This is a genomic window from Vibrio sp. QJM3NY_26, assembly GCF_057786005.1.
Window position 1 is genome coordinate 1,575,791 of the sequence record NZ_CM173516.1, and the last position, 21,873, is coordinate 1,597,663.

15 protein-coding genes and 9 tRNA genes are annotated in these 21,873 nt (G+C 43.3%); 19 read left to right on the top strand and 5 right to left on the bottom strand.

The window, feature by feature from the left end:
* Positions 1-117: 117 nt before the first annotated feature.
* From AC3CH4_RS22255 to AC3CH4_RS22285, 7 genes are all read left to right on the top strand, one after another.
* Positions 118-1,773 carry an ATPase RavA domain-containing protein gene (locus AC3CH4_RS22255; RefSeq protein ID WP_488543861.1) on the top strand — a complete coding sequence of 552 codons (1,656 nt, stop codon included), beginning with the start codon at positions 118-120 and terminating at the stop codon, positions 1,771-1,773.
* An 11-nt stretch (positions 1,774-1,784) separates the two neighbouring features.
* Positions 1,785-3,230: an ATPase RavA stimulator ViaA gene (gene viaA, locus AC3CH4_RS22260; RefSeq protein ID WP_065105819.1), complete on the top strand. Its 1,446-nt coding sequence runs from the start codon at positions 1,785-1,787 to the stop codon at positions 3,228-3,230.
* A 197-nt stretch (positions 3,231-3,427) separates the two neighbouring features.
* Positions 3,428-3,501 (top strand) — tRNA-Cys (locus AC3CH4_RS22265).
* 48 nt (positions 3,502-3,549) lie between these two features.
* Positions 3,550-3,625, top strand: a tRNA-Gly gene (locus tag AC3CH4_RS22270).
* A gap of 81 nt (positions 3,626-3,706) precedes the next feature.
* Positions 3,707-3,793, top strand: a tRNA-Leu gene (locus tag AC3CH4_RS22275).
* A gap of 65 nt (positions 3,794-3,858) precedes the next feature.
* Positions 3,859-3,932: transfer RNA gene (locus AC3CH4_RS22280), tRNA-Cys, on the top strand.
* A 313-nt stretch (positions 3,933-4,245) separates the two neighbouring features.
* Positions 4,246-6,135: a methyl-accepting chemotaxis protein gene (locus AC3CH4_RS22285; RefSeq protein ID WP_488543862.1), complete on the top strand. Its 1,890-nt coding sequence runs from the start codon at positions 4,246-4,248 to the stop codon at positions 6,133-6,135.
* Between the two features lie 84 nt (positions 6,136-6,219).
* Here the strand turns inward: AC3CH4_RS22285 and AC3CH4_RS22290 are convergent, their stop codons facing one another.
* Positions 6,220-7,008: a lipase family protein gene (locus tag AC3CH4_RS22290; RefSeq protein WP_146457481.1), complete on the bottom strand. Its 789-nt coding sequence runs from the start codon at positions 7,006-7,008 to the stop codon at positions 6,220-6,222.
* Between the two features lie 349 nt (positions 7,009-7,357).
* On the opposite strand from AC3CH4_RS22290, the gene AC3CH4_RS22295 reads away from it, so the two are divergent.
* The 5 genes from AC3CH4_RS22295 (at position 7,358) to AC3CH4_RS22315 (ending at position 8,032) form a co-directional block, all read left to right on the top strand.
* Positions 7,358-7,444 (top strand) — tRNA-Leu (locus AC3CH4_RS22295).
* A gap of 83 nt (positions 7,445-7,527) precedes the next feature.
* A tRNA-Cys gene (locus AC3CH4_RS22300) sits at positions 7,528-7,601 on the top strand.
* A 50-nt stretch (positions 7,602-7,651) separates the two neighbouring features.
* Positions 7,652-7,727, top strand: a tRNA-Gly gene (locus AC3CH4_RS22305).
* Positions 7,728-7,807: 80 nt separating this feature from the next.
* Positions 7,808-7,894: transfer RNA gene (locus tag AC3CH4_RS22310), tRNA-Leu, on the top strand.
* Between the two features lie 64 nt (positions 7,895-7,958).
* Positions 7,959-8,032 (top strand) — tRNA-Cys (locus AC3CH4_RS22315).
* Positions 8,033-8,538: 506 nt separating this feature from the next.
* Here AC3CH4_RS22315 and AC3CH4_RS22320 read toward each other — a convergent pair.
* Together AC3CH4_RS22320 and AC3CH4_RS22325 are read right to left on the bottom strand one after the other, a co-directional pair.
* Positions 8,539-9,477, bottom strand: coding sequence for a VirK/YbjX family protein (locus AC3CH4_RS22320; protein WP_488543863.1), 939 nt, complete (start codon positions 9,475-9,477; stop codon positions 8,539-8,541).
* Between the two features lie 392 nt (positions 9,478-9,869).
* Positions 9,870-11,060 carry a hypothetical protein gene (locus AC3CH4_RS22325; protein ID WP_488543864.1) on the bottom strand — a complete coding sequence of 397 codons (1,191 nt, stop codon included), beginning with the start codon at positions 11,058-11,060 and terminating at the stop codon, positions 9,870-9,872.
* Between the two features lie 621 nt (positions 11,061-11,681).
* On the opposite strand from AC3CH4_RS22325, the gene nirB reads away from it, so the two are divergent.
* The 4 genes from nirB (at position 11,682) to cobA (ending at position 16,758) form a co-directional block, all read left to right on the top strand.
* Positions 11,682-14,240 carry a nitrite reductase large subunit NirB gene (nirB, locus tag AC3CH4_RS22330; RefSeq protein WP_237288844.1) on the top strand — a complete coding sequence of 853 codons (2,559 nt, stop codon included), beginning with the start codon at positions 11,682-11,684 and terminating at the stop codon, positions 14,238-14,240.
* Between the two features lie 15 nt (positions 14,241-14,255).
* Positions 14,256-14,579: a nitrite reductase small subunit NirD gene (nirD, locus tag AC3CH4_RS22335; RefSeq protein WP_004731122.1), complete on the top strand. Its 324-nt coding sequence runs from the start codon at positions 14,256-14,258 to the stop codon at positions 14,577-14,579.
* A 123-nt stretch (positions 14,580-14,702) separates the two neighbouring features.
* Positions 14,703-15,518 carry a formate/nitrite transporter family protein gene (locus AC3CH4_RS22340; protein WP_017109568.1) on the top strand — a complete coding sequence of 272 codons (816 nt, stop codon included), beginning with the start codon at positions 14,703-14,705 and terminating at the stop codon, positions 15,516-15,518.
* Positions 15,519-15,981: 463 nt separating this feature from the next.
* Positions 15,982-16,758: a uroporphyrinogen-III C-methyltransferase gene (cobA, locus tag AC3CH4_RS22345; protein WP_171312852.1), complete on the top strand. Its 777-nt coding sequence runs from the start codon at positions 15,982-15,984 to the stop codon at positions 16,756-16,758.
* 51 nt (positions 16,759-16,809) lie between these two features.
* Here the strand turns inward: cobA and AC3CH4_RS22350 are convergent, their stop codons facing one another.
* Complete coding sequence (locus tag AC3CH4_RS22350; protein ID WP_488543865.1) at positions 16,810-17,361, bottom strand: DUF4174 domain-containing protein; 552 nt, start codon at positions 17,359-17,361, stop codon at positions 16,810-16,812.
* A gap of 235 nt (positions 17,362-17,596) precedes the next feature.
* On the opposite strand from AC3CH4_RS22350, the gene AC3CH4_RS22355 reads away from it, so the two are divergent.
* The 3 genes from AC3CH4_RS22355 (at position 17,597) to AC3CH4_RS22365 (ending at position 20,198) form a co-directional block, all read left to right on the top strand.
* Positions 17,597-18,070, top strand: a complete 474-nt coding sequence (locus tag AC3CH4_RS22355) for a LabA-like NYN domain-containing protein (protein ID WP_017076007.1) — start codon at positions 17,597-17,599, stop codon at positions 18,068-18,070.
* 80 nt (positions 18,071-18,150) lie between these two features.
* The gene (locus tag AC3CH4_RS22360) at positions 18,151-18,816 is read left to right on the top strand and encodes a response regulator transcription factor (RefSeq protein ID WP_065206173.1); all 666 of its coding nucleotides are present in this window, start codon (positions 18,151-18,153) and stop codon (positions 18,814-18,816) included.
* The gene (locus tag AC3CH4_RS22365) at positions 18,813-20,198 is read left to right on the top strand and encodes a sensor histidine kinase (protein WP_054546804.1); all 1,386 of its coding nucleotides are present in this window, start codon (positions 18,813-18,815) and stop codon (positions 20,196-20,198) included. The genes AC3CH4_RS22360 and AC3CH4_RS22365 overlap by 4 nt, the downstream gene beginning before the upstream one ends.
* 211 nt (positions 20,199-20,409) lie before the next feature.
* Here the strand turns inward: AC3CH4_RS22365 and AC3CH4_RS22370 are convergent, their stop codons facing one another.
* Positions 20,410-21,714, bottom strand: a complete 1,305-nt coding sequence (locus tag AC3CH4_RS22370) for a dicarboxylate/amino acid:cation symporter (protein WP_017093555.1) — start codon at positions 21,712-21,714, stop codon at positions 20,410-20,412.
* Positions 21,715-21,873: the final 159 nt, after the last annotated feature.

Below are 21,873 nucleotides of genomic sequence, written 5' to 3' on the forward strand. Positions count from 1 at the left end.
GCGTAACCATCTGATATAAAGGCAACTCAATAATAAAAGATACTTGTAACAAAGTGCTAACAAATGTATAAAAACGTATCTACACTCTCAACTGTTCAAAGATTTTCGGAGTAACGCATGAACCCTTCTATTTCCTCACATGCTGACAAGGCGCTACTCTCTGAAAGAATCAACAAATTAGCGCATGCTCTCTCAGATGGCGTTTACGAAAGAGAAGACACCATTAAGCTTTGTTTACTGGCGGCTCTTGCCGGTGAAAGTGTGTTCCTATTAGGCCCTCCGGGTATTGCAAAAAGTCTTATCGCTAAACGCCTCATCCAAGCTTTTGACAACAGTAGCTACTTCGAATATTTGATGACACGTTTCTCTACACCAGAGGAAGTGTTTGGCCCGCTAAGTATCCAAGAATTAAAAGACAACGGTCGTTACGTAAGACTGACCGAGGGTTACCTACCAACCGCACAAGTTGTATTTCTTGATGAGATCTGGAAAGCAGGTCCTGCAATCCTAAATACTTTGCTCACGGTCGTTAACGAAAAGACGTTCAAAAATGGCGCAGACATCGAGCGCGTGCCGATGCGTTTATTAGTGTCTGCATCTAACGAACTTCCAGATGAAGACAGCGGCTTAGAAGCTCTTTACGACCGGATGCTCGTTCGTGTGTTCGTAAACCGTATTCAAAACAAACAAAACTTCAAATCGATGCTGACGACGGGTACCTCTCAGGAAGCTGTGATTCCAAAAGGTTTGGCGATTACTGATATTGAATACCATCAATGGCAGAAAGAGCTCGATAACCTGGAATTGACAGATAACTCGTTCAACAAGCTATTTGAACTGAAAACCATGCTTGAAGAGACTGTCAAAAAGCAAAGTTCGGCTACTGAAACTGATCTATATGTATCGGATAGACGCTGGAAGAAAGCGGTCAAGCTGTTGAAGGCAAGCGCATTCTTCAGTGGTCGTGATAGCGTAAACCCGCTGGATATTATGCTACTGCAAGATTGTTTATGGCATAGCCCAGAATCGCGTGATGTGGTTCGTAGTGTGGTAAAAGACTTTGCATTGAACCGAGCGTTTGACCAACAAGAGTCGAAAGCTCAAATTGAAATGTCACGTGAAGAGCTCGAAGAGATTCAAGAAGATGCTGAATCGACGCTATCTGTTTCGCTCTCTATGGAGTCAACCAGCGGCTTGTTGCGTAAAGACGTTTATCAGAATGACATCAAGAACGCGAAAATGTACAGCGTGGGCAGTGCATACAATCTAGTTAAACTGGTGATGTTGCAAAGCAATATGTCTGTTTCTGAATCTGAGAAAGGCGACAGCCGTTGGGTATACGTAGCCAAAGACGATTTTGACCGAGCACTTAAAGAAGGCCACGGTGATATTTACGGTTACGTAAACGAAAACAAAAACCTATGTCGTTTAAAACTCGACTTGGATGCATCGAACCAATTAGTCATTAAAGATATTGCCAATCGTTCTGTACTGGTGAGTGTTGTTACAACTGACGGTTTAGACCAAGAATTGTACAACAAGTGGTTGAGTGGTGCTGAGAAAGCCCTAGAGCAGTTAACTGAAGCTGAATTCAAGTTAAAACGAGTTCGCACTGAATTCCATGATGCGCTACCTCATAACTATATAGACCCTGATTTGCCGAAAGCGATGGAATCAAGCTTGCAAGCGGTAACGCAAGATCTCGAAACGACGAAAGTGAAGAGTAGCAAGATCGCACAACGTATTAAGTTCATGAGTCAGTACTTCGAGTAAGGGGAGAGCATATGTTAGGAGCAGACGGCTTAAACCTCGCTTTGATGGTGGCTGATTCAGGTATCATTGATACCGCGATGAATGATCTCATTGCTCGTTCTCAAGTCATGATGGCTGCTGAGAACAAAGGCGTTAAAACATCAGTGAAAAACCACTTAGTTAAATGGCGCGGTAAAGTAAAAAAACGCGTCACTAAAGTGTGTGAAACTGATCGTTTCCAGGAAGAAATTGCATTGTACCAAGAGGTTATCTACTGGGATGAACCCCAGTTTTTTGATGAGATTGACAGTGTCATCAAAAAATTGGAGTGGCACTCAGCGTTCTACCTTCAAGCAAGACGTTTAATGGAAAACAACAAAGGCGTTTATAACGCAATGTTTCCACACTACTTTTGCGACCAGTGGTATCAATCGCTTTCAGATGCGATTAAGCAAGCTCAAGTAACCGAACTTGAAACAAGTAAAGAAAAAGTCTTAGCTGACCTTTATCAACGCATGGAAACCATGAAAAACATGGATAAAGTGACGGAGTCTGGTGATGAAGGCAGTGTAGGGCGCTTGTGGGACATGGCTTCGGCTAAGTTGAGTAAAACCGACCTAACAGTAATGAAGCGTCATGCGGAGTTTCTAAATAAGCACAAAGGCCTTCAAGAAATTGCTGAAAAACTCGGTCGCATGGCTGGCTTAGAAGATGATCCTTCTCTGCACAAAGCCCCTGTAGAAGAACTACAGATGGTTGAAGAGAAGAGCGATGAGGCAGTCGATGATATTGTTGGGATCCATGAAAGTGATGACCTCAACAAGATGCTGCCGAATGAGACCATGTTCTTAGCGTACCCAGAGCTTGAGGTTATCTTCTATAAACACTTGGCTGATAAGCGTTTGCTTAGCTATCGTTCGCAAGGTAAATCTCGAACGCTACGTAAGGTGAAAGCTCAAAAGCCAGACAGCAAATCGGTGGACATTGAAAAAGGTCCATTTATTGTTTGTGTTGATGCTTCGGGGTCAATGAGTGGTTTCCCAGAACAGTCGGCAAAAGCGATGGCTTATGCCTTGATGCAAATCGCCTTAGCTGAAGAACGCGACTGTTATGTGATTTTGTTCTCTTCAGAACACATTACTTATGAATTGACGCGACAAGACGGCCTACGTGAAGCCAGTGACTTCCTAAGTTACTCATTCCACGGCGGGACAGACCTTGAGCCAGTGCTAATGAAGTCGATAGATTTGATGATGGGCGACAAGTACAAGAATGCTGATTTGATCGTTCTTTCTGACTTTATCGCACCAAAGCAGTCTGATGAAATGATTGCTCAAGTCGAGAAACTTAAAACGCACAAAAACCGTTTCCATGCAGTTAGTCTTTCTAAGTACGGTAACCCTCAACTTATGACCATGTTTGATCACTGTTGGTCGTATCATCCAAGCCTCGTTGGCCGCTTCATGAAAAAGTGGTAGGGCGCAAACTCCTTAAATGAATCGACTTTGCTGTATGCTTTTTGAATAAAAAGATCGAACATGCAGCAATTTGATTTAAATGTCAGCAAACAGAATTTAAATTCACATTTTTGTTTGACTATCTTCACTCAATCCGTAAAGTAGGCACCCGAACACAGCGGGGCTAACGTTTAGTCGGTTCTAACGTGTTGAAAAATGGCGCCTTGGCAGAGTGGCTATGCAGCGGATTGCAAATCCGTGGACCTCGGTTCGACTCCGGGAGGCGCCTCCATTCTCTTTCTCTCTTATTTAGTTAATGAGAAATTAGACGAATGAAATTGCGATACTAGCTCAGTTGGTAGAGCGCAACCTTGCCAAGGTTGAGGTCATCGGTTCGAACCCGATGTATCGCTCCAAATTTTGTAATGTTGATTCATTTTGACATTAAGATGGTGTTTTACTTTTCAGTAATCGGCATCGCAATAAAGAATTGCGTTGCCCTGGTGGTGGAATTGGTAGACACAAGGGATTTAAAATCCCTCGGCGTTCGCGCTGTGCCGGTTCAAGTCCGGCCCGGGGCACCATCTATTTGATTGTTATCTTGTTTGGTAGTGATCAACAGAGTCGTTCTCTTAAAACACGACTTGAAGGCGCCTTGGCAGAGTGGCTATGCAGCGGATTGCAAATCCGTGGACCTCGGTTCGACTCCGGGAGGCGCCTCCATCATTTAGAAGAAACCAGTCCTTGTGGCTGGTTTTTTCGTTTCTGGCTTCTTTGTTTCTTTGTTTCTTTGTTTCTTGTTTCTCCATCCTTGCCTCTTCATTTCTCCCCTTTACCTTTCATAGACCCACTCTATTTTGATGAGATCCTAAGTTGAACCTTTGTTGATAGACAGGTAAATAAACCAAAGTCACAATTAACCATAATGCTCAATTTGTTTCATTGTTTTATGGGATAAACCAAATTAAAACATGTGTATGAGTGATAGTGTCCCTCTTTTATATTTCTTTAATTGTTCTATAAGAGGTTCTTAAATATGCAATTTAGTCTAAAGAGGAAAATGGTTTTCTCTGTAGTTTTGGCGATTGCTGTTACATCTGCCATTCTTCTTTTCATGGGTTATAAGACGTTTCAAACAAACAGCTGGCAAGCAATCGAAAGTGAAAGCCGCAATACGCTTCAAGCTCATGCAAAAGGCATCAGCGACTGGTTTTACGATAAGAAGCAAGCAGTAAACGGGCTTAAGCAACAAGTACAGCTTAACCCTTCAATAGATATCGTTCCTCATTTACGTCAAACCTTGGTATCTGGTGGGTTTGGATTGAGCTATTACGGTAACAAAGAAGGTGAGATGTTTCGCCATGATCCTTCATTGAATAAAGCGGGTTACGACCCAAGAGTCCGAGGTTGGTATAAACAAACATTGGCTGAAAATCGAGCTGTGACAACAAAGCCGTATGTGAGTGTGACGATGCAAACCTTGGTGGTGACACTGACCGATCCTGTGACCGAAAATGGTTCAATCATCGGTGTTGTGGCATCTAATCTTGCGTTAGACAAGCTAATTGAAGATGTGTTGGCTATTCAGGTTCCAGGTAATGGACGAGCGATACTAATTGATAAGCAAGGCACGGTCGTTGCTCATAAGAATAAAGATTTCATCCTTAAGGAAGTCAAAGAGATAGCACCTGAATTAAGTGTTTCTGGATTAAACAGTGCTGCGCAGAACTTGACGACGATCTTTACGCAAGTGGATGGTGCCGAGCGAGTCATCATGGCTGAGCCAATTAAAGGCACTGACTGGTTACTTGTGATTGAAATGGATAAAGACGTACTAGAGCAGCCCCTGTTCGATATGTTGATTAGCCAAATTACCACAGGTTTGATTGTATTGATCGTTATGGCTGTAGCAACCTCATGGTTTGTGGCTCGTCAATTAGTTGAACTGGGTCGAGTGAGTGAAGCATTAGCTGATATTGCGGAAGGGGAAGGCGATCTCACCCAAAGACTACAAGTGTCGAGCCAAGATGAGGTGGGTCAGCTTGCCGATAAATTTAATGTCTTCGTTGATCGACTCCACCAAATGATGCAAAACGTCACTCAAGTTTCTACCGCGATGAACAGCGGTGCCGAGCATGCTAATACCAGTGCGATGAAGCGCAGTGATAGTGTAAGCAGACAACAAGATGAGATCACTATGGTAGCAACGGCTGTGACAGAAATGGCGACAGCAACAGCCGAAATCGCCACGAATGCTGAGAGTACGGCCAAAAGTGCGACTCATTCGGTGGAGTTGAGCGAGCAAGGTTTTCAACAGATGGCCAAAAGCCAATCATCGATCAATGAACTTGCTACTGAGCTAACAAGCGCTGTGTCTATCATCAGCGAGCTTGAAGAGCATGGTCAACAAATCGCGTCTATCTTAGCGACGATTCGTGAAATAGCGGAGCAAACTAACTTACTCGCGCTCAATGCGGCCATTGAAGCGGCTAGGGCAGGCGAACAAGGCAGAGGTTTTGCTGTGGTGGCTGACGAGGTTCGTGTGCTTTCTCAACGTACTCATGCTTCAACAGAAGAGATCGAAGACAAGATCAAACGCTTACAACAAGCGACCAATGGTGCGGTGAAAGTGATGACACAAAGCCATGATATGGCGAAAACAAGCGTACATGACGTGGACATGGCCGGAGAGAGCCTAGCTCAAATCCGTGAAGCGATTCAGATGATCAGTGATATGGCGACTCAGATTGCTTCTGCCGCTGAAGAACAATCTTTAGTTACCGCGGAAATCAATGCGAATACTGAGTCTGTTCGTGAAGTTAGTGATGTGATGGCGCTTGATGCGACAGATGCAGTTTCGCAAGCCGATCAGCTCAGCCACTTAGCTAACGATCTCAAACAGGAACTATCAAGATTTAAACTTTAAGTTCAGTTAAAACCATAAAGAGCACAAGTCATTACAAGCTTGTGCTCTTTTTTTATCCAGCCAGCATCAACTTAATTCACTGCCTCAGTGCTTATCGAAGAAATCTTTGTTACGAATATACTTGCTCATTAAGTGATAAGAGAAAGGTCGGATCAACCAACTGAAAATTGAGCGTCCAAGGCGTATTAACGTCGGTGTGTTTTCATAGATCCTGCCGTTATAGAGCCAAAGTACTTTCCCTACATGCCAATACAGCAGTGGCACGGGCGGCATGAAGGTGACAATATCGATGTCACAACAGATACGGTAGGTTTTCTTGCTCAAACGGTAGTTCTTTTTAAAACTCCAATCACCAATTGCAGGTTGTCCAAAAGTCACAATTCGTTTGATACAGCCTGGATACTTTTGGTCTAGGTAGTCAGCAAATACACAACCAATAGAGCCACCAGAAGAGTGCCCAGTAATAGAAATTCTTTTCCCTTGCTCTAACAAAGGCAAGAGCGTGGCTTCTAAGCGTTCGATAACGGTTTGCCCAAGCTTGTCTTCGTTACGACCTGGTTGGCTTTCTTGGAACATAAGATGATAGAAGCCAGCGTGTACCCGATAGTTCAACCCAATCCTTTTACAGCTTCTGGTCCATAGTGCAAAAGTGAGTAGCCAGTCAGAAACGCTGTGTGACCCCTTGATAACCACGACGACTTCATCTTTGTCGCTGCTCCATAAGACTCGAATCATGGTTTTGCCAAACTGATTCTTTATGATGCGCTGTCCATTAGGATCAAAACCATAACGAGTTTGTTTAAATACTCTAGGGTAGGCGAGGTTGCAGAGCACGGCGTAGCGTTCATATTGGTATCGTTTTAGTGGCTTCACGTTGTCATTTCGTAATAGTTGTTACTTAAAACTTTAGTCTTTGAATGTGAAAAGCACATGAAAACGAGGGAGTGTTTCGTTGATTCTATGGAATCAACAGTATTTAGTGAATCTTCGAACTGGATTTCGGCTTATGAGTTCCCGTTAAAACTCAAAATCTACGTATAAGAACCGTACAAGCTGCACTAAATTCAATCGTTTGAGTTCGATAATTAATCACTTGAATTGAAAGATAAAATTTACTGTTGACGAATTTTTTCTATCCGTTAAAGTACACCTCGTTCTCACGGCTTAGGTCGCTGAGAGATGGTGTTTTACTCTTCAGTAATCAGCATCGCATGATTGCGTTGCCCTGGTGGTGGAATTGGTAGACACAAGGGATTTAAAATCCCTCGGCGTTCGCGCTGTGCCGGTTCAAGTCCGGCCCGGGGCACCATCTATCTAGTTTCTACTTTAAGTAGAGTGTTGAACAAAGAGTAGTTCTCTTTAAACACTTCAATATAGTTTTATGTTGATAAAGGCGCCTTGGCAGAGTGGCTATGCAGCGGATTGCAAATCCGTGGACCTCGGTTCGACTCCGGGAGGCGCCTCCATTCTCTTTCTCTTACGTTTTGATAGGGTAAGAAATTAGAAGAATGAAAATGCGATACTAGCTCAGTTGGTAGAGCGCAACCTTGCCAAGGTTGAGGTCATCGGTTCGAACCCGATGTATCGCTCCAAATTTTGTAATGTTGATTCATTTTGACATTAAGATGGTGTTTTACTTTTCAGTAATCGGTATCGCAATAAAGAATTGCGTGCCCTGGTGGTGGAATTGGTAGACACAAGGGATTTAAAATCCCTCGGCGTTCGCGCTGTGCCGGTTCAAGTCCGGCCCGGGGCACCATCTATTTGATTGTTATCTTAGTTGGTAGTAATCAAAAGAGTTGTTCTCTTTAAACACTACTGAAGGCGCCTTGGCAGAGTGGCTATGCAGCGGATTGCAAATCCGTGGACCTCGGTTCGACTCCGGGAGGCGCCTCCATTATTTAGAAAGCCCGATCAGAAATGATCGGGCTTTTTTACGTCTGTAGGAAAGTGGTTTCGGTTTAGATAACTTCTTGTCTTGTCTATCTCCGGTATCTTGCACGGAATTTCTAGGGGAAGGATGCGCGAGGAAATATCTGCGCTGATGAGTCGTGCGGAAGTTTTGTGCGAAAATACCGAAGGGAAAACCTCCGGTATGTCTCTGATCTTTGTCTTGTCGGGCGGAAAGCGTACACGAAGCTTAAATAAAAAAATTAATAGAGTTGGTGATAACTTTTAGCCGGCAAGTGTTAACTGACATGTTATTAGGCACAAAGGTGTCAGTGATGATCATTACTGACTGTGATCTCGCGAATCGAAGTGGTACTGTCATTTAACTAAGTACGAGCTCTAACTGTCATTCAGGTGATACCGAGATTGTTAATTTTGAGGATATGCACCACGTTACTTTTCATGATTCGGAGAAAAGTGGTGGATACTCGTATATTCATAGTGCCTAATTTATCACTCGTCATAAGAGTATTTTAATGCTTCTTTGAATGTCGTTTTGGTGTTGTCTAACCATTCATAACGGCGGCGGTACATAGAACGTTTAGAACGAGACATACCTTCGATGTCGCGGCGTGGTGCATCAACGCTAAGCGAATAGAAGTTACGGTCGTATTCGGTGCCGCCCAGTTCAATCCATAATGCGTCGTAGTCGGTCTTAATTCGCCCATTTTTATAGCGTTTAGCCGCAAAAGTGTGAGACTGTGTCTTCACCGCAAGAATGGTCTCTATATCCCAGATCTGTGCAAGGATACTCAGTAGGCTTACCATTAGACTTTTTGGACGTTGGCCATAAAGTTTACGAGTCAGATTTTTTATCTTCTCGTTGCTGGTCTCGTTACTGCGTGGACCTTGCAACCCGCCAATCTTAATGCAACGGATCCCATTTTCATTCCCGAGGATAAAGGAGATGGTGTAGAAGTTACCGTCCTCTTGGCTATGCAGTACTAAGCTCATATCGCCTTCTTTTTGATAGCGCTCTTCATATACCAATTTCACAGTGTATAAGATCTCATTAATCTCAAAGGTCATAAGAGTAAGCCCTATGGAATCTGTATAGATCTGTTTCATTAATGTTGGTGATATCAGTTTTGATGCTGTTTTGTAATGCTCAATAACAAGCTCTGAGCGATCGATAGCCGGGTTGTTTTTGATGATGTACGGGCGAAAAGGTTTTTCCAAAAAGCGATGCGAGCGTGTACACAGTATCTCTAACATAGACTCTTCAATGTTATTAGCCAAGTAGTTGAATGCCTTTCTGTAGAATAACGCTCGCGTAATAAACTTGATACGGTAAATCCAGATCGGGTGAAAGTTCTCTGCAAACTGCTCCGAGTAAATAGTCTTGCTTTGATGAACGATGGATTTGTTCATGGTCATTTGATGATCAGTCATTAGCCGGTGCTTCTTTTGAAATGAATGACGCAATTTAACGTGATTTAATGTAATTTGACGTAATTTAATGTAACCCAACTTTATACAAAGTTAAGAAGGGCTGCCCAAAAAATACAACGATTGAACAAAAGCTCGAGAATGGACGTATTAGATGTCTTCAAAAAGAGAGAAAAGCAAGCTCAAGTAAGGCTTGCTCATTGTTCGACATTTTTCGCCAATGTGTGTATCAGAGGCTAAAGTGTGAAAAAATCGTCAAGTTGAGCTTGCTCCTGGGAAAGGAATGTTCTGAAAGCTTCGTGCCCGATCTACCTCCGGTATCTTGTGCGGAGTTTCTAAGGGAAGAGGTACTTTGAATCACATCTCTGTTTGATTAGTAAACACGTGTATGTGAATCAAAGAGTCCAACGCTGATCAGTGAACTGCACTTGTTCAATGCTTGATAGGGTATTCAAGCCATCGCGTGAAGTAACGGTGTCATTGAGCTGAAATTTACCGCCCCCAAGATTGTGGATTTGGTATTCACTTTTAGGACCATGTACTACAACCGTATTAACACCTAAATTTCCGGTTACCTTATTATCATATCCATTGATCTCAATATTTGCGTTATTCTTGCCCGATAGCGTTAGTTTCGTCAGATATTGAGAGTGATGAGTGTAGGGCGTTGCTGGGTCATATTGCATTTTAAAAGTGCCGGTGAATGTATCAGCAATGTATGCGTCGTAAGCCAGGGTTGGAGAGAAAATCTGTTCCGTAATATATTGCGCGTTAGGATCTCTTGTAGAAAAGTCGTCGCGAGTTTTAACTCTGTATAACCCCCACATACCTTCGCCACTATACGCCCCCCAAAGCCCGTAATAGCTATCAATGACGGCTGCAAAGTACTCTTGGTCAACACTGACTTCTTCTTGCCACTCTTCCAAAGTGTCAACTGGAGGTGTATAGGCATTATGTAAAGCCTGAGTCTGTATTGTATTTAGCTCTTTTTGAAATAAAGGTAATGCCGATTCGCCACTTTGAGGGGAGTTAAGAACACCAATACCATAGTCATGGACTAGGTGGAGAATTTCCTCGTAAGACGCATCGCGATGCTCTTCATAATCCTGTCGAACATACCATTCTCCGCCTTCTACTTGAATTTCCTCTTCGAACAAGGGTTGGCCATCCAAATCGTCGTTATATTGGGGCTCATCGTGATAATTCATTAGTTTCAATATTGCGCCATTGTTCGCCATCGCATTTGCAATATCGCGTTTTGAGTTAGCGCTCCCGTATTTAGTGCCATCAACGGGGGTTAGATAGTGGTTGAGAATATTGACTGCTTTGACTATTTGATAATCGCTCAGGCGATCCATAATTAGAATATGGATTGACTTGCCATTGGGGGCATTGACCGCGACATGTCGGTTATAACCTGCTTTGGAATACGCAGAGAACTGAGAAGGGACTGTTTCTATTGTGATCCCGTGAACAACGGATGGTTTGACATTTTCTTGGCTTGCCACAGGCTTGCTTTGGCTTGAACTATTACAACCGACAAGAAGAACAGTGGCAGCGAATGCAGTTAAAGATAACACTTTCATGGGACACATCTTATGATTTTGAACGTAGTGCCAATATACCGAGATGTCGCGTGATATTGGGTGATTACAGTTGCTGTAATACATATCCATACAATGTCTTACAAAGCCCGTGATCCTAACCGTTCTATCATTTTAAGTTGTTAGCGGCCGCGAGTAGTGTCGAGGTATGGATGAGTAAAATTGCGAAGGTAATAGTTTCGTCTGTCATAGACACGTTATGCGTAATAGTGGAGGAGATGGTATTTGCTTTGTCACCATTAATTGATCATATGACTCTTCACAATTACTCATACTTCTTCATGAAGTAAGAGATTTGGCAATTTGTAGAGTAGAAAATGGAACGGTAAATGAAAATGATTGTTATTTACTTACGTTGTTGCTAACCTATTATGAAACTTTACAACACTCTTTCTAGTGCGCCAAAGTGTATATAAAATCCCGCTAAACCCTATCAAAACAAAGGTTATTCGTTTGCTTAGCTCGATAAATAAGCAGATCTACCTCTTTTGTTCTACCCCTTTCGGGTAGTTCGTTTTCGTAATTGATTTACATCATATTTTCATTTTCTTTCATAATTCATTATTCGTGTAGTTAAGAAATATATAACCTTCAGGAATTCTTATGAGCAAGATGAAGCTAGTCGTAATTGGTAACGGGATGGTCGGTCATCGCTATATCGAAGATTTAGTCGAGAAGACAGATGTTGCGAACATGGACATTACGGTGTTCTGTGAAGAACCACGTGTTGCGTATGACCGTGTGCACCTTTCTTCTTACTTTTCACACCACACTGCAGACGAACTTTCTTTAGTTAAAGAAGGCTTCTACGAGAAAAACGGCATAAACATGCTGATCGGTGAACGTGCAATCAACGTTAACCGTGAGAAAAAAACGGTTTACTCAAGCACTGGCCGTGAAATCCAATACGACAAACTTGTTCTTGCTACTGGTTCTTTCCCTTTCGTTCCGCCAATTAAAGGCAACGAAGGTAAAGACTGTTTTGTTTACCGCACAATCGAAGATCTAAAAGCTATTGAAGCAACCGCTAAGAATTCTAAGTCTGGTGTTGTTGTTGGTGGCGGTTTACTAGGTCTTGAAGCGGCTGGTGCACTAAAAGCACTTGGCGTGACAACACACGTTGTTGAGTTTGCTCCTAAGCTAATGGCTGAGCAACTTGACCTAGCGGGTGGTAACCAACTGCGTCAAAAAATCGAACGTATGGGCGTAAACGTACATACAAGCAAGAACACGCTTGAGATTGCTCCTGAAGGCACTGAAGCTCGTAACGTGATGCGTTTTGCAGACGGAACAGAGCTCGAAACAGATTTCATCGTATTCTCTGCTGGTATTCGCCCACAAGACAAACTTGCTCGTCAAATGGGCTTGGGTATCGCACCTCGTGGCGGTATCGAGATTAATGATCACTGTCAAACGACGGATAAAGACATCTATGCGATTGGTGAGTGTGCGTCTTGGAACCAAACGTTCTACGGCCTTGTTGCTCCGGGTTACAAAATGGCGACCGTTGCTGTTGACCACGTTGTTGGTAACGAAAGCACATTTGAAGGTGCTGACATGTCTGCGAAGCTTAAGCTTCTGGGCGTGAAAGTAGGTTCAATCGGTGATGCAAACGGTCGTACTCCTGGTTGTAAAAGCTACGTTTACCAAAACGAAGAGCAAGAAGTTTACAAACGCTTAATCGTTTCTGAAGACAACAAGAAACTGCTTGGCGCAGTAATGGTTGGCGATACTTCTGATTACGGTGACCTTCTTCAACTTATGTTGAACGAAATTGACCTACCAGAACATCCAGATGCATTGATTCTTCCAGCACACGCTGGCGGTGAAAAACCAACGCTTGGCGCTGACTCATTACCGGAAACTGCAGTTATCTGTTCTTGTTTCGACGTAACCAAAGGCAAGATCGCTCAAGCTGTTGCTGAAGGTCACCACACCATTGGTGATATCAAAGCAGTGACTGGCGCAGGTACAGGTTGTGGTGGTTGTATTCCACTTGTGACTTCTGTGCTAAACGCTGAACTTGCTAAAGCGGGTGTGGAAGTGAAGAACGACGTTTGTGAGCACTTTGCTTACTCTCGCCAAGAGCTTTTCCACCTAATCCGCATCGAAGAAATCAAAACATTCGACGAGCTACTTGAGAAGTACGGTAAAGGCTACGGTTGTGAAGTATGTAAGCCACTTGCGGGTTCTATTCTTGCTTCTTGCTGGGGTGAACACATCCTTAAGCCTGAGTTAGTAAAACTGCACGATACCAACGACAACTTCTTAGGTAACATTCAGAAAGATGGTACTTATTCGGTTATCCCTCGCATGGCGGGTGGCGAAGTAACGCCTCAAGCTCTAAGCGTTCTTGCGGATGTTGCGGCTGAATACAACCTATATACGAAGATCACTGGTGCACAACGTATCGGTCTATTCGGTGCTCAGAAAGATGACTTACCAGCAATCTGGAAGAAGTTAATCGCAGCCGGTTACGAAACGGGTCAAGCTTACGCAAAAGCACTTCGTATGGCTAAGACATGTGTCGGTTCAACTTGGTGTCGTTACGGCGTTCAAGATTCAGTTGGCCTAGGCGTGATGATCGAGAACCGTTACAAAGGCATCCGTACTCCTCATAAGATGAAGTTCGGTGTGTCTGGCTGTACTCGTGAGTGTGCTGAAGCTCAAGGTAAAGATTTAGGTATTATCGCAACGGACGCTGGTTGGAACATGTATGTGTGTGGCAACGGTGGTATGAAGCCTCGTCACGCAGATTTATTGGCAAGCGATCTAGACCAAGAAACACTGCTGAAATACATCGATCGTTTCATGATGTTCTACATCCGTACGGCCGCGCCACTACAACGTACTTCGGTATGGATGGATAACCTAGAAGGCGGCGTTGACTACCTACGTGAAGTGATTGTAGATAATAAACTTGGCATCAACGACCAGCTTGAAGCTGACGTCGCTGGCCTAGTGGGCAACTTTGCTTGTGAGTGGACTGACACTATCAACGATGAAGCTCAACTTAAGCGCTTCTCACACTTCATCAATGCTGATGACCGTGATGAAAACGTTGTGTTTGTTAACGATGGCCGTGAACAACACCGCCCAGCAACATTTACAGAAAAACACCCAGAAGCGAAGGGCGACATCCTTCACGTTGAACTGGTTTAATTGGGAGACGACATCATGGCATTTACCAAAGTTTGTAAGATCGAAGATATTATTCCAGGTACCGGTGTTTGTGCATTGGTTGGTGGTGAGCAAGTTGCTATTTTCCGCCCAACTAAAGCTGAAGAAGTGTTCGCTATTAGTAATACTGACCCGTTTTTCCAATCAAACGTTTTATCTCGCGGTTTAACGGTTGAGCACAAAGGTGAGCTTTGGGTGGCGAGCCCACTTAAGAAACAACGCTTTAACCTAGCAACAGGTGTGTGCATGGAAGACGAGAACTTCAGCGTGAAAGCGTATAAAGCTCGAATTACCAAAGGTGCTGTTGAAATCTCAGCATAATCGAATACGTAACAAGATTTGATAGATCAAGGGTTCTAGTTATCGACATTGCCTTAGTTCGGCAACTAGAACCTTTTCCTATCCGATTTTAACTTTTAATTTTAACTTTTTAAGGACAACCTTATGTCTCCTGATTTTAAACCAGCTGAATTCGTTCAAACGATGATCGATGTGGGTGAAGCGAAAACGAAAACAAGTACTCGCGATCTTCTGATTCGAAGCACAATGGCAGGCATCATTCTTTCTCTTGCTGTTGTTGTGGCAATTACGACTATCGTGCAAACAGGCATTGGTATTGTTGGCGCTCTTGTGTTCCCAGTGGGCTTCGTTATTCTAAGTGTTATGGGCTACGACCTAGTAACGGGTGTATTTGGCCTTGCTCCTTTAGCGAAATTCGATAACCGCCCAGGTGTGACTTGGGGGCGTGTTCTACGTTGTTGGGGTATTGTTGGCCTTGGTAACCTTATCGGTTCTCTAATCGTTGCGGTACTGGTTGCTATCTCATTAACGGGTAACTTCTCTTTAGATCCAAACGCAGTAGCACAAAAGTTCATTGCGGTTTCTACAGCTCGTAGCCTAGGTTTTGAAAACATGGGTATGGACGGATGGATCACGTGTTTCGTACGCGGTATCTTCTGTAACCTAATGGTATGTCTAGGCGTGATTGGTAACATGACAGCACGTACTGTGTCTGGTCGTGTAGCAATGATGTGGTTCCCAATCTTTATCTTCTTCGCATTAGTATTCGAGCATACAGTAGTAAACATGTTCCTATTCCCACTAGGTATGATTCTAGGCGCTGATTTCGGTATCGCGACATGGTTGAACTTCAACCTTATCCCTACAATCCTTGGTAACATCGTAGGTGGCCTTTTCTTAACATGTGTTCCTTTGTTCCTAACACACGCAAGAACAGCTCCTTCTCTAGGTGCTAAGTAATTCTGAATACGGTGAAACGTAATTTAGTATGAGATTAAGAGCCCCAACAACATGTTTGGGGCTTTTTTAGTTCGAAAGCCTTAAACATCATCAATGCGTTGATTGTTATTGAGTAATACCAATCACAGTAAGTAAGTAAGTGATCAGAAATAGCGCAGGAAAAAGGATTGAGAACAAGGCGGAATTTTTCGATAAGTAGTTATTCTACAATCAAAAATTCTAACGAAGTTATCGAGCGTTTTAACCAGCTAGGATGAACAGTTATTTACTACGATTGGTATCAAATACCTGCAATAGATTGTTTTGTTATAATTACTTCTATCTTCGTTAGTATTTAGACTGAATATTTAGCTCAACACCTGATAGTCTAAGGGTTAAGGATTTGGATAAGTCATCATGAGTACAGTGACTTATCACATAGATTGAAGCTTGAGATAAAACAAGCAAACCTTCGGAGCACAGCATGTCAGAAGTATCGTCATCGAATGTTAAAGAAGTAACCAAAGGATTGGTTTCATTAGTAGGCGCGGGCCCTGGTGACCCAGACTTACTTACCCTAAAAGCGGCACGTGTTATTCAACAGGCTGATGTGGTCGTTTATGACCGCTTAGTATCTAAAGATATCTTGGCAATGGCTAACTCCGGTGCGGAAATGCTGTATGTGGGGAAAAAGCTCGACCATCACTGTGTACCACAAGATCAGATCAACCAACTGCTAGTGACTAAAGCGCAAGAAAATAAACATGTTGTTCGCCTTAAAGGCGGTGACTCGTTTATCTTTGGTCGTGGTGGTGAAGAGTGCGAAACTCTGGCTGAAAATGGTGTGAGATTTGAAGTGGTACCCGGTATCACCGCAGCTGCAGGCGCGACCGCGTATGCGGGTATTCCGCTTACACATAGAGATCACGCACAAAGCGTTCAATTCATTACTGGTCATCTAAAGAAAGATGGTGAAGATATTGATTGGCGTTCGCTTGCTCAACACAATCACACGATCGTGTTTTACATGGGTTTAAAAGAGAGCCCGAACATTCAGAAAAACTTACTAGATAACGGTATGCGAGCAGACATGCCTGTTGCGATTATTGAAAATGGTACGCGCCAAGAACAGAAAGTGTTCCGTGGTGGTTTGAGTGACTTAGCCAACCTTGCGAGTGTCGCAAAAAGCCCAGCATTGATTGTGGTAGGTAGCGTTGCTCAGCTTCATGAAAAATTGGCTTGGTTTAACAAGCAAGCTTAATTGATTAATTTACAAGTTAATGTGTTAAGCGACCGCTTAGCTGACTAAGAATCAAATACTGCAGCGGCTACTTTGTCGCTGCATTTCTTTTTGGCGCATAGGCATCTCATCAATAATGTTGGTGATCAGGTTCCAATCAGTCTTCCCATTCCATCGATGCTTTTCTTTTCCGTCTTTACCTATCAAAACAGCAGTATGCGACCCTTTCTGTATCTCATAGATGCTGGTTACTGCCTCTAGATTAAACTCTTCATCAAGCCATGTCGGTACGGTGTAGCCGCTTTCTGCTATTACCATTACGACCACATCACGTTCGTCCAATTGACAGTTATTGATCAACACTTCATTGAGAAACTCTTTGACGGTAGAGTCCTCCTTCGGTGCAAAATAGATCACACTGCGGTGCGGCAAGGCCTTGGAGTGAGAGTAGGCTGGGTAAGCGTGCAACGAGTTGACTGACAGAATCATAAACATAACCACGCTTGTTAATAGAGTTTTCAATGGTTTGGATATTGCTTTGGTTATCGCTGCGCAGCAACGTGGCAATACTGAGCCATTGGTGTTGCTGCCAACGTACGATCTGATTATTTGTCGGTACTGCATGTTCCACCTTCCTTGATAAACTCAAACAAGCTCTGAGTTAAGCTAATAACAACTACGTTAAGCTAATAGTAGCGACGTTAAGCCAATAGCAGTTACGTTAGGCCAATAACAGCTGCGTTAAGCCAATAATAACTACGTTAAGCATAGCCAATGAGTTCATTTTTATTAAAGAAAGCGGCTCGCATTTTAGAGTTGAATAGAATAGGGTATACGGAAAATCTAAAGGTATGAAATTATGGAAAACATAGCAATTTTGGTCGACGTTCAGAACGTTTACTACACAACGCGCGACAAATACCGTTCTAACTTCGACTATAACCAGTTTTGGTATGTTGCCACGGAAGGGCGTAACGTGGTGGCAGCTAATGCTTACGCAATCTCAAGCCAAGATCCAAAGCAGCGTCAATTTCATCATATCCTTCGTGGTGTTGGTTTTAATGTGAAGTTAAAACCCTTTATTCAGCGTCGAGATGGCAGTGCAAAAGGCGACTGGGACGTGGGTATTGCGTTAGACGCGATAGAACTTGCGGAGACGGTTGATAAGATTGTTTTGGTATCAGGAGATGGTGATTTCGAAATCCTTGTAGAGCGAATCAAAGAGCGTTTTGGCAAACCTGTTGAAGTGTATGGTGTACCAGGGTTAACTGCTCAAAATCTTATCGATTCTGCCTCAAAATTTGTACCGATTGAAAAAGATTTTCTTCTATAGAGGAAATCCTGCACTTTATAATTGAAATCAATAATAACGATAATTAGAATGCAAACTGTTCTTATTTATCGGTGTGTGCAATGTCTCGCGTTTTAGTTGTTGATGATGATATCCAGTTGTGTGAGTTACTGGGTGAAGTATTGGAAAATGAGGGGTATCACGTCGATACCGTTCATTGTGGTGAATCTGCGCTAGAGTTTATTCAATCGAACCCTGTCGATTTGGTTCTACTAGACGTAATGCTTCCAAACTTGAGCGGAATTCAAGTGGCAAGGCGTATTTGTCAGCGTTTTGCTACTCCTATTCTTATGCTGACTGCACTGAACGACGATGCCTCTATGCTGGATGGCTACCAAGCTGGAGCCGACCAGTATATCGCCAAACCTTTCAATGTTCCTGAGCTCCTAACCCGAATCAAGGTGATCTTGCGCCGCGTTGGTTTTGAACGTCAAAGGCAATCTTTGGCTTCATCTAATCAAGGCTTGTGTGAACAACTTTCTCGTTTACCGTTAACGGGTACTGAGAAAGAACTGCTTGATTACTTGGTCAAAAACGACGGTATTGTTGTATCTAAATCTGACCTTCAAATCCATGTTCTAAAGAAAGAACTCTGTCCTTTCGATCGTAATTTAGATATGCATATCAGTAATATTCGTCGAAAGCTCGTTCAGGCAGGTTTGTCTAAGCAACATATCAAAACCGTTCGTGGTAAAGGCTATAGCTACCTAGAGTCGGTAGGGGTATGAGTCAGAAACTGCTGCGTTGCCCTGATTTTATTGCCAAGCGTAAGGATGGCTTAACGTTCCAGTTGTTCAGTTACCTGACGGTGATTCTGGTAAGTATATTAATCCTTCAAGGCGTGGCTGAACGAGCGTTGATGAAGGCTTTGTTGAAGGTACCAGAATCCGTCAAAGCTGAAATGTTGGATCTTGCGTATCAAGCTAATGTGCTGATCGAAGAAGGGGATATGGATGAGTTAGCTGACTGGGGCAATGCTCAAGGTTACTATCTATTTGTGATTGATGAAAATAATCGACCAATTACCCATCGACACATGCATCCGCACTTTGAATTCAAACTCAAGTACCTGCGTACCTTAGATCATCAACTTAGTGACCGTGTGAGTAAGCCGATATTCGGCCTGCCACTCGATAACGGTAAAACACTGGTTATCCAACTCCCTCACCAGTTTCACCCGGCTAAATCCTTTGCGCCATATTCTTACATGTTGAAAGCGGTAATAGCTTTGATCGTGTTGTCTCTGTTCTCAATTATCATGGCGAAAAGCCTGCAGCAGCCGCTGGATAGATTAAGAGAAGCGAGCCGAAGATTAGCGCAAGGCGACTTCACTGTCAGTGTTGTTTCTGAGTTAAATTCCACGACGCGGGAGTTCAACGAACTTGCTCATGATTTTGATCATATGACGGTTGAGATTAAGTCTTTGGCTGAAAAGCAACGCCGTTTGATTCGTGATGTGTCTCATGAACTTAGAACACCATTGGCAAGGCAAAACCTCGCATTGCATCTTTTGCGTAGCAAGGTAGATGATAAGAGCATTGGCTTGCTTGAGCGAATGGAAAGCGAAACGGAAGAGATGAACAAGCTGGTGGGTGAGATCCTTGAATTCAGTCGTCTAGAAACGTCTCGCTATGACTCCAAGTTAAGCTTGATGCATCTTGAGCATTATTGTTCGATGCTAATCGCGCAGATGCAAAATGATTTAAAACCGAATCAAACTTTGATTGGTGATTTAGAGACGCCGACATCAATGGTTAATGTTGATGAAAGGTTGCTCCTGCGAGTTATCGGTAATTTGGTCAGTAACGCGATCAAATATGCGGGTGAGAATGCTCATGTTGTCGTGACTACCTATGAACTGTTAACCGATAAACGTTACAGTGTCATATCTGTAGAAGATGACGGCCATGGCATTCCTGATAACAAGATTGCAGGGATTTTCGATCCGTTTACTCGCATAGAGTCAGCCCGTGATAAACAGTCTGGTGGTTACGGTCTTGGGCTAGCGATCGTGAAGGAAGCGATGGGAGTGATGAATGGGCATGTTACTGCTGAGAATAGAGACGGTGGAGGGCTTAGAGTGAACCTTATGTTCCCAATCGCCGACTAGCCTCTTGTTGTTACCTGTCGTGCTCCATCTATAACGATGACTGAAAGCGTGCTGAGAAACATTACTTAGTAATATAGCTTAGAAACATAGCCCAATAAAAAACGCCACTGCATCAGCAGTGGCGTTTTTATTTATACGCTTTTCATTATCAGCTAAGGCATAGCCATTAATTACGCCTCAGCTTGAAGGTAAGAGCGACAGAAAAGCTAGATTATGCCTGTTGGCGTGTTAGCTTAACTTCTTCTTCTTTCTCACCAGCCGCAGGGTCATTGAAGCGAGCTTCGTCAAAAGAACCTTCAGACTTAGCCACAATGATAGTTACGGCACTATCACCTGTGATGTTTACTGCGGTACGAATCATATCAAGAAGGCGGTCAACACCCATGATAAGCGCGATACCTTCAAGCGGTAGACCAACTTGGTTCAATACCATTGCTAGCATAACAAGACCAACACCAGGAACACCTGCAGTACCAACAGACGCCAATGTCGCTGTTAGGATAACCATCAAGTAGTCACCCATAGTAAGGTCAATGTTGTAGGCTTGTGCGATAAACGCCGTTGCAACACCCTGCATGATAGCAGTGCCGTCCATGTTCACTGTTGCACCTAGTGGTACAGTGAAAGAAGCGACTTTGTTGTCAACGCCCATGCGGTTTTTAGCCGTTTCCATTGTTACTGGAATCGTCGCATTCGAAGAAGCCGTTGAAAATGCGAACATGATGGCATCTTCCATTTTACGTAGGAACGTAATAGGGCTTAAACCTGTGAAACCTTTTAGCATCGCACTGTAAGTAACCAAACCGTGTAGGAGTAGGGTACCTGCAAGTACTAAGAAGTATTCTGCTAGGTTCCAGATTGCGCTTAAACCAAGGCCGGAGAACAGCTTCGCCATCAAGAAGAACACACCATAAGGCGCAAGGTTCATCAGTAGCGCAACAAGCTTCATGATCACTTCGTTCAAATCAGAGAAAACCGCAGCGATACGCTCGCCAGGTTTACCCGCTGCACTGATTGCAATACCAAACAACACAGCAAATACGATAACTTGCAGCGTTTTGCCCTCAGCCATCGCCTGAATAGGGTTGGTTGGGAACATGTCGATGATTACTTGGCCCAAAGAAGGGGCATCCGCTGATTTGAAAGAGCTCGCAGCAGTAAGATCCGCACCAGCTCCAGGTTGGAACAGGTTGCCGATAGTAAGTGCTAGAGTGATAGCAACGGCTGTAGTACCGATATAAAGTGCAAGCGTTTTGCCACCCATACGGCCAAGAGTTGATAAGTCTTTAAGAGAGCTTGTACCGCACACTAGTGAAACGAAGACTAGTGGCACAACAAGCATTTTTAAACTGGCGACAAAAATTTGTCCGCCTACTTCAAAGAGTCCGTTAACAATGTAGTTGTTAACAAATCCGCTGTCTGCAAAAAGGGATTGAATGGCAAATCCCGTTAATATGCCCACGACCATACCGAGGATAACTCGACCAGTTAGCGACATAGGTTTCTTGGTATTCATTTAGAACACTCCTTATTATTTATAACTTTGATACCTTTTCAAAGTGAGCGGGAGATTAGCAGTCGGTTGATCAAATCGAAAAACAAAAAATGAGTTTGAAATTATAGATGTGATCAAAATCACTGATAATTGTGTAAATTAAACAAATAAAAACAAAAT

What these genes read in the sequence shown, in the direction of transcription:
- AC3CH4_RS22255 (WP_488543861.1), top strand. Translation starts at nt 118, where the DNA reads ATGAACCCTTCTATTTCCTCACATGCTGACAAGGCGCTACTCTCTGAA.
- viaA (WP_065105819.1), top strand. Translation starts at nt 1,785, where the DNA reads ATGTTAGGAGCAGACGGCTTAAACCTCGCTTTGATGGTGGCTGATTCA.
- AC3CH4_RS22285 (WP_488543862.1), top strand. Translation starts at nt 4,246, where the DNA reads ATGCAATTTAGTCTAAAGAGGAAAATGGTTTTCTCTGTAGTTTTGGCG.
- AC3CH4_RS22320 (WP_488543863.1), bottom strand. Translation starts at nt 9,477, where the DNA reads ATGACTGATCATCAAATGACCATGAACAAATCCATCGTTCATCAAAGC.
- AC3CH4_RS22325 (WP_488543864.1), bottom strand. Translation starts at nt 11,060, where the DNA reads ATGAAAGTGTTATCTTTAACTGCATTCGCTGCCACTGTTCTTCTTGTC.
- nirB (WP_237288844.1), top strand. Translation starts at nt 11,682, where the DNA reads ATGAGCAAGATGAAGCTAGTCGTAATTGGTAACGGGATGGTCGGTCAT.
- nirD (WP_004731122.1), top strand. Translation starts at nt 14,256, where the DNA reads ATGGCATTTACCAAAGTTTGTAAGATCGAAGATATTATTCCAGGTACC.
- AC3CH4_RS22340 (WP_017109568.1), top strand. Translation starts at nt 14,703, where the DNA reads ATGTCTCCTGATTTTAAACCAGCTGAATTCGTTCAAACGATGATCGAT.
- cobA (WP_171312852.1), top strand. Translation starts at nt 15,982, where the DNA reads ATGTCAGAAGTATCGTCATCGAATGTTAAAGAAGTAACCAAAGGATTG.
- AC3CH4_RS22350 (WP_488543865.1), bottom strand. Translation starts at nt 17,361, where the DNA reads ATGCAGTACCGACAAATAATCAGATCGTACGTTGGCAGCAACACCAAT.
- AC3CH4_RS22355 (WP_017076007.1), top strand. Translation starts at nt 17,597, where the DNA reads ATGGAAAACATAGCAATTTTGGTCGACGTTCAGAACGTTTACTACACA.
- AC3CH4_RS22360 (WP_065206173.1), top strand. Translation starts at nt 18,151, where the DNA reads ATGTCTCGCGTTTTAGTTGTTGATGATGATATCCAGTTGTGTGAGTTA.
- AC3CH4_RS22365 (WP_054546804.1), top strand. Translation starts at nt 18,813, where the DNA reads ATGAGTCAGAAACTGCTGCGTTGCCCTGATTTTATTGCCAAGCGTAAG.
- AC3CH4_RS22370 (WP_017093555.1), bottom strand. Translation starts at nt 21,714, where the DNA reads ATGAATACCAAGAAACCTATGTCGCTAACTGGTCGAGTTATCCTCGGT.